The 16,040-nt window shown below is 39.0% G+C and carries 14 protein-coding genes; 8 read left to right on the top strand and 6 right to left on the bottom strand.

Features of this window, described 5'->3' with window-relative positions:
* The 6 genes from Q4D72_RS08310 to Q4D72_RS08285 all read right to left on the bottom strand — a co-directional run.
* Positions 1-793, bottom strand: a 793-nt coding sequence (locus Q4D72_RS08310) for a hypothetical protein (protein WP_303077371.1), incomplete at its 3' end; no start/stop codon positions are given.
* A gap of 316 nt (positions 794-1,109) precedes the next feature.
* The gene (locus Q4D72_RS08305; RefSeq protein ID WP_303077370.1) at positions 1,110-2,153 is read right to left on the bottom strand and encodes an SUMF1/EgtB/PvdO family nonheme iron enzyme; all 1,044 of its coding nucleotides are present in this window, start codon (positions 2,151-2,153) and stop codon (positions 1,110-1,112) included.
* 296 nt (positions 2,154-2,449) lie between these two features.
* Positions 2,450-5,182, bottom strand: coding sequence for a calcium-translocating P-type ATPase, PMCA-type (locus Q4D72_RS08300; protein ID WP_303077369.1), 2,733 nt, complete (start codon positions 5,180-5,182; stop codon positions 2,450-2,452).
* Positions 5,183-5,246: 64 nt separating this feature from the next.
* Positions 5,247-7,013, bottom strand: coding sequence for a protein kinase (locus Q4D72_RS08295; RefSeq protein ID WP_303077368.1), 1,767 nt, complete (start codon positions 7,011-7,013; stop codon positions 5,247-5,249).
* Positions 7,014-7,016: 3 nt separating this feature from the next.
* Entirely contained in the window at positions 7,017-7,898 is an 882-nt protein-coding gene (locus Q4D72_RS08290; RefSeq protein WP_303077367.1) for a hypothetical protein, read from the bottom strand.
* A gap of 9 nt (positions 7,899-7,907) precedes the next feature.
* A complete protein-coding gene (locus Q4D72_RS08285) occupies positions 7,908-8,747 on the bottom strand; it encodes a hypothetical protein (protein WP_303077366.1) in 840 nt (279 codons plus the stop codon).
* Between the two features lie 207 nt (positions 8,748-8,954).
* Here Q4D72_RS08285 and Q4D72_RS08280 point away from each other — a divergent pair, with 207 nt between their 5' ends.
* From Q4D72_RS08280 to Q4D72_RS08245, 8 genes are all read left to right on the top strand, one after another.
* Positions 8,955-9,737, top strand: a complete 783-nt coding sequence (locus tag Q4D72_RS08280; protein WP_303077365.1) for a DUF4476 domain-containing protein — start codon at positions 8,955-8,957, stop codon at positions 9,735-9,737.
* A 138-nt stretch (positions 9,738-9,875) separates the two neighbouring features.
* A complete protein-coding gene (locus tag Q4D72_RS08275) occupies positions 9,876-10,295 on the top strand; it encodes a SufE family protein (RefSeq protein WP_303077364.1) in 420 nt (139 codons plus the stop codon).
* 5 nt (positions 10,296-10,300) lie between these two features.
* Complete coding sequence (locus Q4D72_RS08270) at positions 10,301-10,624, top strand: iron-sulfur cluster assembly protein (protein ID WP_303077363.1); 324 nt, start codon at positions 10,301-10,303, stop codon at positions 10,622-10,624.
* 11 nt (positions 10,625-10,635) lie between these two features.
* Positions 10,636-11,145, top strand: a complete 510-nt coding sequence (locus Q4D72_RS08265; RefSeq protein ID WP_303077362.1) for a DUF2480 family protein — start codon at positions 10,636-10,638, stop codon at positions 11,143-11,145.
* A gap of 25 nt (positions 11,146-11,170) precedes the next feature.
* A complete protein-coding gene (locus Q4D72_RS08260; protein WP_303077361.1) occupies positions 11,171-12,040 on the top strand; it encodes a DUF3078 domain-containing protein in 870 nt (289 codons plus the stop codon).
* Between the two features lie 165 nt (positions 12,041-12,205).
* On the top strand, positions 12,206-14,638 hold the full coding sequence (locus tag Q4D72_RS08255; protein WP_303077360.1) for a TonB-dependent receptor: 2,433 nt from the start codon (positions 12,206-12,208) through the stop codon (positions 14,636-14,638).
* Between the two features lie 100 nt (positions 14,639-14,738).
* The gene (locus Q4D72_RS08250) at positions 14,739-15,245 is read left to right on the top strand and encodes a hypothetical protein (RefSeq protein WP_303077359.1); all 507 of its coding nucleotides are present in this window, start codon (positions 14,739-14,741) and stop codon (positions 15,243-15,245) included.
* Between the two features lie 256 nt (positions 15,246-15,501).
* A complete protein-coding gene (locus Q4D72_RS08245; protein ID WP_303077358.1) occupies positions 15,502-16,026 on the top strand; it encodes a hypothetical protein in 525 nt (174 codons plus the stop codon).
* Positions 16,027-16,040 lie beyond the last annotated feature (14 nt).

Here is a 16,040-nt window from a genome sequence, read left to right as displayed (position 1 = left end):
CATAAGAACAAGCCAAAGCCGATAAACTGTAACTCAAAGTTGGAGCAGAAGGAGCTATCGTTAAAGGTTGCGTGGGCTCAGACCAAGAGAGGTATTGCCCTTGATATTTTGAAACTACTCGTATCTGAACTTTTTTACCTATGTGATTCTTAGCCTCCTGCTCACTGCCAAATAAATCCGTGGCGGAAATGCTTATTACAGAAGTTTCATTTTCCTCACTATTAATGATTGGTTGATTTTTCATCTCCTTCCATTGTCCTCCTACTAACATATATTCATAAGTATAAAAGTTTCTTTTATTGACAGGAAATTCATCAAAATATCTTCCGTAAATATTAATTTTTTCATTGATAGGCAAATAACCATTATATATGTTATTTTTCTTGTCTATCAAGTCTGTTTTCAAAGGAATGTGTAAAGGAATTGAAAAACAGTCAATATTATAGTGTTCTGAATGATACACGAAAACAAAATTACTCGCAGGAATACGCTCACAAAATTTATGATGCATTACCACACTTGGTTCTTGAAATCTTTCATAAGTTCCGTCTGCTTCAATATATAGGTTTTTCTCCACTTCTTTGTATCCCCAAAAAGAGTAGCTTGTATTCCCATATTGATAAGTTGTTACTTCTCTTACATCACTTTTATCTTCGCAATTATTCAGAAAAAACGAAGATGCAGTCCCATTGTTCACCTGATGCCATCCTCTATCATCCAAATTGAAAACTCCATAAATCAAATACATATTTTTATCTAAATCTTCCTTTGGAATTTCACCAGTATCGAACATATCAAAAAATCTCGTATGAGCATCCTTTATTATTTTAACATTGACATACTGCCCCTACCCTGTTTCCGTACAAAACAGGCACAACAGCAATATACGCAATGCTTTTCTTAGCATCTTATTCAGCTTGATATTTACTTGACTTCCCATAAATTACCACTTCTGATTTTTAGGCGAATGTACGAATTTATTTTTGAATACAACCACGCGAAATCTATTTTTTTAGTGTGCCAATGTGATTGTAACAACACAAATCTATGCAAAAAAAAATGTCCTTGTCAAAAAATTGACAAGGACATTTTTAATTTTATTATGTGATTTATTTTTTATCCACTGGGAAAACAACTCTGAACGTCATATTATTACGTCCGTCGCGTGCCGTATATGTTCCACGGTTGGCGATTCGGGTTTTGTCGTGTGTGCAAGAGAAACTTGCTCCGCGACGTATACGATACGTACCACCAGTAGCCCCTACCGGATCAACCTGATCTTCAGTTGAGTAACGAGCGTACCAATCAGCAACCCATTCCCAAGCATTTCCATTAACGTCATACAACCCTAATTTATTGGACTTTCTTTGCCCGATTTCGTGCAACTTGCCTCCTGAGTTATTTCTGAACCAAGCATAGTCAACCATATCATTTCCTGTTCCGTCAGAATCAGCATAAACACCTTGATTTCCAACAGTTCCGTCAGCGTTTTTAACGGTATTTCCTTCTCTTAAAAGGTACTCAAACTGTGCTTCGGTAGGCAATTTCCCGCCAACCCATTGGGCATACGCATTAGCTCCGTACCAAGAAACATTCACCACAGGGTAGTTTTCTCTGCCGGCTTTTGCTGCGAATCCGTCAGCTTTTTGCTCAATATCAGAACCTTGATACCATTTTCTGCCGTCTTCCACTTGGTTTCCTTTTTCAGTTAAGAATTTAGCATATTGCTCATTAGTAATCTCATAAACAGTTACTTTAAAACTGCTTAAGGTTACTTTATGACGCGGACGCTCATCACTTTCTGAATATTTGTCTTGCTCGGCAATGCTTCCCATCCAAAAAGTACCTCCTTCTATGAATTTAACGCCGGCAGTTTCATCGGTGTTTGTGCCTGCATCGCCATTGGAATTTCCGTTATCAGAACCTCCGTTATCGGTATCCCCATTATTTGAATCTCCGTTATCGGTATTCCCATTGTTTGAATCTCCGTTATTCGGAGTTTCGTTGTTAGTCTGTGATTGTTTTTCAATCACCTCTAAATCATCTGATTTTGAACAGCTTGCCAACGATATTGTAGCTGTCAATATTGTTACCACCACAAAGCCTCTAAAAAAGTGGCGCAACATTTTCATTGTTTTTTCTTTTCTATTCATATCACATTGTAATTTTATTATACAACTACCTTAAAAAAAGAAGGCATCTTTACATCCATCAACTAACAAATTGATTACTGGCAAAAGAGGACTTCTCACTTATTAAATTTTAAATTCGGAGGCAAAGATAGTAATTAAATTCACATCTCAATTTTTTTTAAGAAAAATATAAGATTTTCAAACCGCAATTTTAACGCTATTATTTTACGTTTTTAAAGATAAAATAATGATTTGCAACCGATTATTTTCTTTCAATCTAAAAGTAATTTTATGAAAAAAACAAAGATTTTAAGTTTTTATTTTCGCCCCAAAAAACCAAAAAGTCGTTGTACTTCTCCTAAAAGCAAAACAATGCCGGTTACACCTATGATTATTAACCAATCTTGGATTTTTAAAGGTACAACGCTGAACATCACGCCTCCGAAAGTGGTTATGGCAATTTGTCCCGCAACAATGGCAACGGCAATGAGCATAAATCCTTGACTTTTTGATAAATGTGAAAAAGCGCTTTTACCTGTGTAATAAGCCTTTGCGTTAAACATATTCCAAAATTGAAGCATCACAAAAACGGAAAAGAACAACGACAATTCATAAGGCGAAAGTCCTTCTTTGGCTTCCCCGAAATGGAAAAAATGCGAAAAATAAGCACTCAACGAAAAATCAGCAAGTGTGGTAACCGTTTCATTTTTAAAATATTGCATCAATCCAAAAAGGATAATCACAAAAAAGCCTCCCACCCCAAAAATGGCTCGTGCCATTACGGGCGTTACGATATTAGCGCCTCTTTCCCGCGGTTTGTCGTTCATTACCTGCTTGTTAGGTGGCAACGAAGCCAGCGCCAAAGCCGCAAACGTATCCATTATGAGGTTCACCCAAAGCATTTGCGTTACCGTTAAAGGCGAAGTTACCCCCAAAAACGCACCAATAAGCACGATGATACACGCCACCACATTAATAGTCATCTGAAAAAGGATAAATCGCTGAATATTAAGATATAACGACCGACCCCACATCACTGCTTTCCCGATACTGCTAAACGAATTATCCAAAATGGTAATATCACTGGCTTCTTTGGCTACCGAAGTACCGTCACCCATTGAAAGCCCCACCTGAGCCGCTTTGAGTGCCGGCGCATCATTGGTGCCATCACCGGTAACGGCAACCACCTCTCCTTTTTGCTGTAACAGGTTAACTAACCGAGCTTTATCAAGTGGTCTTGCCCTTGAAAGCACCCGCAAATCTGCCAATCGTTGGGTGAGTTCCGCATCGTTCATTGCAGCAAATTCAACGCCCGTCATCAGATTTTTATCCGAGCAACTTTCGTCCCAAAGCCCAATTTGTCGGGCGATTTCTTTGGCAGTTCCGGAAGTGTCTCCCGTTACTATTTTCACTTGAATACCGGCATTTAAACACTCCTTAATCGATTCAGGAACATCATCACGAACCGGGTCACTAATGGCCGTAATCCCGATGAAATGCAAATCTGCAACCGCCAGTTTTCCGTTTTCAAACACCACCGTATTTTCATCAAACTCTTTATAGGCAAAACCAATGGTACGCATTGCTTGCGACTGATATTGCCGTAATTTTTCTTCGTATTCATTTTGAGGCAGGGCAGAATTAAGCTGATTATTAGCATTTTGACAAAAAGTCATCACAATTTCGGGCGCTCCTTTCACGTACAAAATCGTTTTACCCAAAACCGGCGATTTAACCAGTGTTGCCATATATTTTCGTTCGGTTGAAAATGTTAATTGATTGATTATATGCACATTTTCACGAAACGGAAGGTAATTTTTTCCTTGTTGGTCAAGCCATAAAAGTAGCGCTCCTTCGGTTGGGTTTCCAAGCACTTTGGGTTTTTCTTTTTCTGAAAAATCAATATACGCCGTGGAATTTACCGCCATTGATTCGGCTATGATTTGTGAAAGCAGGTCAGTTCCAAATCCTTTAAAATCAGGAAAAAACACTTCATAAATCTTCATCTGGTTTTGAGTGAGCGTTCCCGTTTTGTCGGTACAAATCACCGTGGTAGCCCCCATTGTTTCACAAGCGTGCATTTTTCGAACTAAATTATTGGTAGCCATCATACTACGCATACTGTACGCCAAACTGAGGGTTACGCTCATCGGCAAACCTTCGGGAACGGCAACCACGATAATTGTAATGGCAATCATCACTGTATTAAGCAGATAACCTCCAAAAAGAATCCAATCAACAGGTGAATTCACAGGATTTGAAAAATAAACCACTAAACGCCCCACAATTACCAAAAGCGCAATACCGTAACTTACCTTGGTAATAATGCTTGCCAATCGGTCAAGTTGCTCATTAAGAGGTGTTTTTATGGAATTATCAATCTGCACACCTTCAAACACTTTGCCGTATTCGGTATGGTCGCCCACCTTTTCTACTTTGTAAATACAATGTCCATCTACAATTGAGGTGCCTCGACAGATATAATTTGAAGGATAAGTTGCCTCGCTTTCAAACTCTTCGGGGCGGGTTGTTTTTTGAACCACTGGCTCTCCGGTAAGGGTTGATTCATTGACTTGCAATGAGATAGCTTCAAGTAACTGACCATCAGCGGGAATTTCTTCTCCCGTTTCCAAAATAACGATATCTCCTACAACAATGTCATTTTTAAGAACTTGCGTAACTTGCTCATCACGAATCACTTTGTAATAAATATCGTCATTGACTTTATTAAGAATTTCAAACTGTTTGTTAGCTTTCAGTTCAAAATAAAAGGCTACGCCCGTTGCCAAAAAGATAGCAAACAAAATACCGACAGGCTCTAAAAATACGCGAAAACCCGTTTCGTGCGCAAAAAATTCGTAAAGCGATACCCCGAAAGATGCCACCAATGCCACCAATAAGATAACGATGATAGGGTCGGAAAATTTTTCCAAAAACTGCTTCCAGAGCGGTTCGCCTTCCACCGAAGTGAGGGTGTTGCTTCCAAATTTCTGACGACTTTCAAGCACTTGCGCCTGTGAAAGCCCCGTATAATGTTTCTTCTCTGTCATTTGTTAATAAAATTTGTTGTAATTATTTTTTAAGTTGTATGATTATTGAAGTTTTTCTCCTTCATTAAAAAACAAACCATTTTTTAGAGGCAATCGAAGTGTGTGATTCAACAATCAATTTTTCACTTTTGGTTTCAAAACACTGATTGCGAGCCTCTATCCAATATTTTGCTTTTTTAGCCGGAGTGATAACAAGTTCTTTCAATGCCGACACGTCTTGGTCGGGTGCTTTATTTGATTTTAGAATAATTTCGGAAGCGTTCAATACATTCCAACGAAGTTTTACAGCCGGTTCTTCTTTTGCAACATCTCCATAAACAAGCTCAAAATCAATTATTTGAACTTTATTATGAACCGAAATTTCAATCTCCTTTTCAATGGTAGTTTCACCATCTAAGGCAAGCACTTCCAATTTATATTTGGTGGTTCGCGAAAGCTGAATTTCGATTTTATCTTGACTTTTAACAGTATTACAAACCCCTCCTGACCAGATATATACCTTTTTGGCATTTTCAATATGCCAATTCAAAAACACCGATTCACCTTGCCGTATGTGTGCCTCACTTGAACCAAAATTACGGATTTCAGGTCTTGGGAACACTTCCACATCTACAATTTGAAACGGCTGAACACCTTGACTATCAATACTTTGTAACGGCTCACAATAAAGCACATAAACCGTTGATTCAGTAGGACTTTTTTGAACAACGCCCCGTGTAGCCACCGTAGACAATGAATCAGATTGATTGTCAGCCAGTTTGCTTAAATCTTCAAAACTATCTGACAGATAGACTTTTGAAGCGTTTTTTACCTTCCACGAAAGTTCAACGGTATCGCCTTCTAAAATTTTGGTTCGGCTTGTTGCAAACTGAATCATCAGCGGATGCGGAATATCGGGCATGAAAGTCAAAATTTCGTGTTTTACCTTCGCATTTAAATTCAAAAACCGATAATCCTCCATCGGGTGGATGGTCAAATAATTTGCGTTTCGGGTGTAAACATCAAAAACAAAAGCCAAATTCCGAACCATTGGCGAGAGCTGCTGCAAATCTTTATAAACTTCTGATTGTTTGAAGTTTACAAAATCCGATTCGGAAAACAATAAATATTCACTGTCTTCCAATTGGTATTTTTCCCACAAATCAGGATTTTCAATCAATGCCAAAACGGACAAATAAATTACCATTTCAGAGAAATAATCAGCCGTTAATGACGTTTTTTTGGTCTGAAAACGTGACGGATGCTGATAGCCCTTCAAACCCGAAACAATTTCTTCTTCACCTTCAATTTCAGGAATACAAACCGAATCATAATCAACCAGCTTAATGCTATTATCGCTGTCTATCAGTATGTTTCCGTGTTGTAAATCACCGTGCGAAATTTGGTTTTTGTGAAGCACTTGGGTCATTTGCTTAAATTTTTCGGCAAATGCAAACAACGCTTCCTTATTATATAGGTTTTCACGCAAAAAATCTTTCAGAAGCGTTCCTTCGAGCCATTCCATTCGTATGGTATCTTGCAATTTTCCGTTTACCAACAATCCGTTTGCATCGTAGATAAACGTTGCGAAATAAGGTAAGTTTTTAGTTTTTAAATAATTAGCTATTTTTTGAAATCGCTCTTTATCCGCCCCAAACGGAACGTGCCACACCCGAAAAGCCCATTTCTGTCCTTGATGCTCAAGCTGGAAAACCATATTAAACCCACCCGTATAACAAAACGGTTGCCCGTTGTTTTTTTTCACGGCAACAGCCCCCTGTAAATCAGGAACTTTAAGAAACGTTTTCAGATTCTTAACCGAAGTTACGATATTTTGCATACTTGTTGCCATTTCTTAAAACTTGTCAAATATGTTGGACTGGTTTTCCGTAAAATTTATGGTTTCGTACTGATTTTTTTGTTTTTCCCGCGCCGTGTTTGTGGTCATTTTTCGCAAATCGGTAAAGTGTACCACCTCGTGCGTAAATTCTTCCGTCTGATTATCAACCACTTCAACCATCAAAAAAGTGGAATCATCATTTTTCAAAGTATTTTCTTCTCGTTGTGTTTGTATGATTTGGGCAAATTGCTCCTGATTTTCAATAGCGGCAAGCGTTGCAACGGCTTTTTTAACGTCTTTTTTCAACTCCTTGATAAACCACTCCGAAAGGGCATCGGTCATTAAAACAAAAGTCCCTTCGGTAATTTCTTCGTTTTCAGATATATGCCACTCACCACGATGGTTATTTTCAATACTTGCCAAATAATTCGGGTAATTATCAAAAATAAAATTCGTTTGCGAAGGATATTTTATAACTCCTTCAAAATAGATGCAATGTTTCGGTATAAAAAATAAAAAGCTATCGCCGATGAATTGGGCGCGCCATTTGTTTTCGGTCTGCAAAAATTCCAACCCCACAAAAGTAGCCGCTGCAAAATCTTTTTTGCTGTATTTTGATTTCACAAACCATTTCACGTCAGGCTTTTGCACAATGGTTTCTATTTTTTCTTGCCATTGCTGTTGGCATTTTTCAACAAAAACGGAACCTACCAATTCGTTTGATTTTACGTAATTATCAACCAAAATTCGCGACCATATATCAGAGAAAAAAGAGATAGAAACCCCATCAGAAATGGCAAAACGATGCGTTGCCTCACTGAAAGCGTAGCTATCGGCACAATCAGAATAAAACTCTGATTCTTTATTGGTTACAAATCCTCTGATAATAAATTTCATTGTGCAAAATTATTTAGAACTCGACCCAAAACTGATGAATTTTATGAAACTCTCGGGGCTGGCATTTGAAATAAACCCGCGTGAATTGGGGCGTATGTCAAAATCGTAACGCCTGCCCACTTCTTTGTAAGCTCTGGGAACTTTGCTTGAAATGGCAAACAAAAACTTGGCGTTGTCATCGGGCAATTCGATTGAACTTTCCTCGAAACGGCATTCCAAACCAATCCCCAAATGAATGTTGAACAACAGCGGATTACCGTCTTTCATATGCATACTCATAATTTCATAGGCTTTGTTTGCCGTTCGCCGGATTTCTTCTTCCTCTTCGTGTTCTCCGGTAAACGGAAATCCGTCAGAAATATTGATAACCACAGGTGCGGGGTTATCGGGCTTTTTGTCAATCCAAGCGGCGATGAGCCTTCGGGCAAAGTCAAAAGCCTCAGCCATTGGCGTGAGTCCGTTTTCGGGACAAGTAGGTTCGATAAAAATCGGAATCTCGTCTTCAATTTCAACAAAACCGCCCTCACCGTCAGGTATTTTCTTGGTAATGGTTTCAAAACGCAACGGGTTATCGGCAAAAGCACCAATGTAACCCGAACGAACGTCATCAACTGAATTTCCGCCTTTACCACCGTAACCGATGAGCGACACAAACAGGCGGTCTTTCACCACATTACCACTACTACACTGCAAAATCAAATCATTGATGGTTTCATTAATCACCGAGGCGGTAAACTCGGCTTTGTTCTTTCCGTCAATAAATTCTTCTTGCATTGAAGCCGATTGGTCAATCAAAAAAATAATCAAACCGGGGGTGGCTGAACTCCACAACGTATTGTAATTGGTCATAAGTTACTTTTAAAATGATACAAAGATATACATATTTTTCTAAACAGCCTCTTTTTTTGATTTTTTTTAAGATAAATAACGATTTCGGAGGATAAATTTTAACGACTATTTTACTTTTCAAAAAAAATCGTACCTTTGTGAGGTTGCCAAACTGATTTTGGCACGAATTTCGATTGCATTGATTTGAAACCATTAAATTGCGTTATTATGAAAAATATATTTTTTAGCTTTATTTTTTTAATTCCTTTACTGGGAATAGGGCAAGAAATTGGCAGTGCGGGGCGCTGGCTTAAAAACGAAACCCACCGAGATATGACGGCGCAACACAAAGCGCAAACCAACTACAATTACCGCTGGGAAATCACCTATGATGCAGGCTATGCCGAAGTGTTTATCCGCATTCCTGAAATGGGGCGCTTTACCATTAGTTTGGGCGACCAAGAAATTTCAAACAGCAACGGAATGTTTCGCTTTTTTGATGTTCCGTCACACAATCAGCAACTTAGCATCTGGCAAGGAGCACATCTTGTGTATCGGGTAACCATTGCTCCGCAAAACAACACGCGCTGGGTGCTTGACTTTTTCTCGCAACGCGGTTTGTTTTTGTTGGAAGAAATCAACCTAAACAACGTGCGTGAAATTCACTACGGAAGGCGCTGGAACGACCTCTGGAACCACTCATACGGAATGAGCACGATGCACCACAGCGGATTTGCTTCGTTTTTAAAAATGTATCAAAATCAGCCGTTTGACGATGACAAACTTCGTTTTTTTAGAATGCAAAAAAACACCACCGCCTTCACCACCGAACAAATCGGTCAGTTGATGGAAGCCTTGAGTTTTGATGACAATCGGTTCACACTTGCCAAAGAAGCCTACGAAACGGTGCTTGACCCCGAAAATTATTATCTGTTACACGACAAGTTTTCATTCAGAAGCGGTTCAAAAAAACTTGCCGACTTTTTGCAAGAACGCACTCGGCATCGTTAAAAAACCTGTTTAGACACGTTAAATTCCAAACTTTTAAAATACTATCAAGTTTGGAATTTATTTTTCAATTTCGCACGTTTTTTCTTAAATTTTTGCATAATAAAAAATATTTGCTACTTTTGCCCGCAAAATTCAAATATGTCAATTCAACAAATTCAGAACGAAATTATCGAAGAATTTTCCTTTTTTGAGGATTGGATGCAGCGTTATGAATATATGATTGAGCTGGGCAAATCACTCCCTTTGATTGACGAAAAATACAAAACCGAGCAGTACACCATTAAAGGTTGCCAAAGCAAGGTTTGGTTATTTGCTGATTTTCAAGACGGAAAAGTGATTTATACCGCCGACAGCGATGCCATCATCACCAAAGGAATTGTTGCGTTGCTCATTCGTGTTTTTTCAAATCAAAAACCCGATGACATTGTGCAGGCCGATACCGGTTTTATTGACAAAATCGGGCTCAGAGAGCACCTCTCGCCCACCCGAGCCAATGGATTGGTGAGTATGATTCAGCAAATGAAAGAATATGCTTTTGTTTACCGATTAAAATCGTAAAAAATATGTCCGAAACCATTAATACAGAAGCCTTAGGCGAGAAAATCGTCGACACATTAAAAACAATTTATGACCCCGAAATTCCTGTTGATATTTACGAATTGGGGCTCATTTATGATGTTTTTGTCAATGAAAATTTTGATGTTAAAATTTTGATGACACTCACCACGCCTAACTGTCCGGTGGCTGAAATTTTGCCGGTGGAAGTGCAGGAAAAAGTGAAAAGCATCGATGAAATTAACGATGTGGAAGTTGAAATCACATTCGACCCGCCTTGGCATCAGGATATGATGAGTGAAGTGGCAAAATTGGAATTAGGTTTTTTATAAAATAAATTCTTTTGGCTGAAGAAATTGTAAATCGGGTAGCGAAAAGCCCGCTGGAAATATTTGATTTAGAGGATTTTTACCCTACTGAAAAAAGAATTTTATTTGATTTGACAGACTTTCTTTTTGAAGGGATTATGCTCAAAGAGAAAGATTTCAGATTGCAACTGGAAACACATCCTTGGGAGGCATATCAAGATTGTTACGTAGCGATTGACAATACGGCACAAGCCATCGTTCCGGCGTGGGCTTTTATGTTGGTGGCTTCAAAGTTGCAACCTTATGCCAAAAAAATAATACACGGCACTTTAAAGAATTTGGAAACGGCTATTTTTCAAGAAATTATCGAAAATCTTGACGTTTCGCGCTTTGCAGGAAAACCCGTTATCATCAAAGGATGTTCCAAAAAACCGGTTCCGGATAGTGCTTATGTTCAGGCTGTTGCAAAAATACAACCCATAGCCAAGAGCATTATGTATGGCGAAACCTGTTCGGCAGTGCCTATTTTTAAAATAAGTAAATAACTAAATTAATAAATATTTTTAACAGATGAAAAAAATCTTATTATCAGCTTTATTTTTATCTTCATTAGGAGCTTTTGCTCAGGAAGAAACAATGTCTGACTCAAATTGGACACGTGGCGGAAACGTATCATTAATGTTTAGCCAAGCTGCCTTTAACAACGATTGGCAAGGTGGAGGAACTAATAACGTAGCCGCTAACTTAGCCGTAAGTTATGCTTTCAACTACAAAAAAGACACTTGGACGTGGGACAACAACTTGTTTATCGACTACGGATTAACCAAGCTAAAAGGCGATGCTTACACGCGTAAAACCACTGACCGTTTGGAGTTTAACTCACTTTTGGGTAAACAGGCAACTGAAACTTGGTACTACTCACTTTTGTTCAATTTCAAAACACAATTTGACAAAGGTTACAACTATGGTGCCAATGACAGAACGCTTATCAGCCAGTTTTTCTCACCTGCTTTTATCCAAATTGGTCCCGGTATGTTGTGGAAGAAAAGCGATAACTTAAAAGTAAACATCGCTCCGTTGACCTCAAAATTTGTTTTTGTAAATAAAGACTTTACAACTCCCGGAAACTTGGTTTACAAAAAAGATTACTACGGAGTGAAAGACAATGAAACGTTCCGTTATGAAATGGGTCTTTCATTAGCCGGATACGCTAAATTTGACGTTGTTGAAAACGTTACAATGGAAAACATCTTATCATTGTACAGCAACTATTTGGACAAACCACAAAACATTGACATTGATTACACGGCTAACGTAGCGATGAAAATCAACAAATTTTTATCAGCAAACTTCACGTTCCAAGCTATTTACGATGACAATGCCACAAAAGGATTCCAAATCCGTGAAGTATTGGGCTTAGGATTGAGCTATAAATTGTAAGAAATATTTAAATTATCCAAAAAAGGTTCACTTTTCACAAGTGAACCTTTTTTTATATGCATTTGTTAAACTACCTATTCAAAAAGTTGAAAAAATCAAATTCTTTATTTAAATATATTCTAAATAAAAATAAAATGTTATATTTGCCCGCAAATTCAATTACTGATGAAAATACAATCGTATATATTACTGATTTTTTTAGGATTAGGGCAATTACTTTCGGGGCAATCGCATCGCAAAGGCACACTTGAAGGCTCGGTTTTATACAAAAACGGCGAAATAGCGGAAATGGCAACCGTAATTGTCGCAGGTACAAATCGTTATGCTTACACGAACGAAAAAGGTTTCTTCAAAATTGAACATCTTCCATTGGGGAAACATTACGAAATTGAAGTCAAAACCTTTGGAAACGAGAGTGTAAAAACCAAAATTCACTTCACTAAAAATCGCCAGCGGATTACCATCAAATTAGATGACAACAACGGAATTTCACTCACCGAAGTTGTTGTTTCGGGCAGTAGCAAGGGCAGGCAAGCCAAAGAACAAGGCTATGCGATGAACGTGATTTCCACCCAAAAAGCCACGCTGCAAAACATTCAAACTACGGAACTTCTGGGGCGTTCGGCGGGCGTGAAAATCCGTCAGTCGGCAGGAATGGGTTCGGACATTTCGTTTAACCTTAACGGACTGACAGGCAACTCTGTACGAATTTTTATCGACGGCATTCCGATTCGCAACTATGGGCGGTCGTTTTCGCTCAGCAGCATTCCGCCTTCGATGATTGAACGCATTGAAGTTTATAAAGGCGTGCTTCCGGCAGAACTTTCCGAAGATGCTCTCGGCGGAGGCATCAACGTGGTGTTGAAAAAAGAAATGAACAACTCGCTAACCACCTCATACTCTTATGGTTCATTCAACACCCATCAGTGGGATTTGAACGCTGCCTATCGCAATCCCAAAAACGGATTTATGGCAACGCTTTCTTCCTTCCATAATTACACCGATAATAATTATAAGGTGTGGGGCGATAATGTGTATGTTACCGACAACACCACGGGAGACATTTCGTACGTTACCGCCAAACGCTTTCACGACAGTTACTATTCCGCCGGAATTAAAGCAAATGCAGGGGTTACCCGCAAAAAATGGGCTGATGAATTGCTGTTTGGATTGATGCTTTCGCAATCAAACAAAGACATACAAACCGGAGCTACGATGGAAATCGTTTACGGAAACCGCACCACCAAGTACAATAGCGCAATGGGGAGTTTGCAATACAAGAAGAATGATTTACTCCTTAAAGGCTTAGACCTAAGTACTTTTACGACTTACTCCAAAACAAACAGACAAGTGATTGATACCGTGCCGTATATCTATAATTGGACGGGGCAAATAGCCAAAGCCTACAACGGAATTGATAACGCTACGTGGTCAAAAGGAGGCGGTGAAGCAGGCAGGGCAACCCTTGCCAGCAATGACGAACGCAACCTTGCCAATCGTTCCAACCTTCATTATCACATCGGTAAGCATCACAGCATCGGGGCGAGCTATTTTCTGAATTATTTCACACGCGAGATTGACGACCCGCTCGAAACCAAAGAAGCCCGCGAATCAATGGATAAACGCAGGTACAACAAACAAATAACCACGTTCAATTACGACGGAAGTTTCTTTAGTAATAAACTGAAATTAAGCTTGTTTTATAAAATATATCAGCAACGGGTACAACTTACTGAATTTTCTGTTCGGCGTTTGCCCGGTGGCAATTACCAAGTGAACAGCACCAAACACGACCGAATGATGAACGACAAAGGCTACGGAGCGGTGCTTTCATACGCTTTAACGCCGAAAATAAGCCTCTCTGCCTCTACGGAAAGAGCCATACGCCTACCCGGAATTACCGAAATTCTGGGGAACACCAGTGAAAATATTGACCCCAACGTAACGCTTCGTCCTGAAAATAGCCGAAATTTTAACGTAGGGCTCAATGTTGGGAATTTTACTTTCGGGAAGCACGAGTTGGGTGGTGAAGCAAACTTTTTCATTCGTGATATTCACGATTTGATTCAGCGGGGCGTGCCCCGAAATTCGGCAGATTTTTATCAGTTTGAAAATTTAGGTAAAGTACTGAGCAAAGGCGTAGATGCCAAATTGCGTTACAATTGGAATAAAAAACTGTTTATCAATGTAGTAGCTTCTTACTTTGATGCACGTTTCAATTTGCAATACAATGAGCACGGCATTGAGTATTTTTACTATGGAAGCCGTTTGCGAAACGCCCCTTACCTAACCGGGAATTGCAATGCCGAGTATATTTTTAATGATTTAATGCAGAAAAATTCGCGTTTGGCGGTGAATTATAATTTCAATTACACGCACGAATTTTTCCGTGATTGGGAGAATTTAGGTTCGGCAAACAAAATTATCATTCCGGCACAACCCCTTCACGATGTGGGACTTACTTACACCTTCCCCAACCGAAAATGGACGCTGGCATTCAACGCCAAAAACATTTTCGACACGCAGGTTTTTGACAATTACGCCCTGCAAAAACCCGGACGGGCATTTTACGGAAAACTGACGTTTTCGCTTTTATAATGAACAATTGGCAATGAACAAATAACAATGAATAACGAATAATTGATATGTACTAAGGTTGCGTATACACAAAAAACAGAAATAGTAAAAAAATAAAAATATGGCATTAGACAATGTAATTTCAGTAGAATTTTCTTCCGAAGAATTAAAGAAAATCAGTGACGCCCTCACCGCTATTGAAGAGGTGATGAAAGGCAAAAGCGTAAACCTGACACCCGATGAGCGGCAACAGTACGGGCGTATTGCCGACCGTAACAAACTCTTGGTGGACAAGTGCAAGACGTATATGGAACTCAATCCGCAAGTGATGCCACCCACGCTTGACAAGGCGGAGTTTGACAAGGACTATTTGGCACGCACGCAGATTGACCCCGTGATGAAACGTATCAGTGTGTTGCAAACGGTGTTTTCGGATATGAAAACCTTGCTTGATTTTGACAATTTCAATGCGGCAGTGTCATACTATCGGTATATAAAATACCTTTCGCAACAGAACGCACCAGGGATGTCAGCCGTTTATAGCGACCTGAAAACCCATTATCAAAGTCGGTCTGTGGCAAACACAACACCACAAGGCACTCCCGAAGCCCCTACGGACGCTCCATAAGGGTTGATTCCCCGTTGGGCAAGGGTTAAAAAGTGCTTACGAACGCCTTTCAGGCGATGGTTTACAACCCCAAAGTGTTTGCCGATGTGGCATAAGGGTACATCGGCAAGCCCTTACGGGTGATACTCGATGACCTGACGACCCTTTTATAAGGGGTGATAGGGTCTTTAAAAGGGGGTAACATCCGTAAATATGCAATTTGCTGTATATCAAAAAATACAATAGAAGGTTTATTTAACGCTTATGGATATTAATTATGAGATATATTACACTAATCATAACAGGTTTATTACTCTTTTCGTGTGAAGAGTTAAAAACGGTAGTGCCAGCACGCCCGGTAGGCTATTTAACTACCAGTAATGAAGTTATTTATACCCCACAAAAAGACGTTTATAAAGTGGAAGAAATGATAAATATAACTTTTTCCTTCTCTCCTATGCTGTTAGATGAAAATGATAAAGAAATACATATTCAGGAAGTTGCAAAAAAAATACCTGAAAAAATAACAGTCAAATTTCCACACTACTATAAAGAAGATATTTCAATGGTTCATATCGTTTTAAATGGAAAAAAGTTAGAATCTGCAGGAGAAATTTCCTTTGTTTATGATAAAAACAAAGACCGTTATATTTTGGCGGACAATTTAGCACTTTTGTTCCATAAAAAAGGAACTTATATGCTTTCAAATATTTTGGATATGACATCTTTCTCATTTAATTGGTCAAAGGCATTATTTATGACGGCATTGGTTTCAAAACAGCAACTGACCATAGAAGAATAAAATACGTAACTAAA

The organism is Capnocytophaga sp., from assembly GCF_030532915.1.
Lineage (GTDB): Bacteria > Bacteroidota > Bacteroidia > Flavobacteriales > Flavobacteriaceae > Capnocytophaga.
The sequence above is the reverse complement of the archived record's forward strand: the minus strand, read 5'-3'. Positions and strand labels throughout refer to the sequence as shown.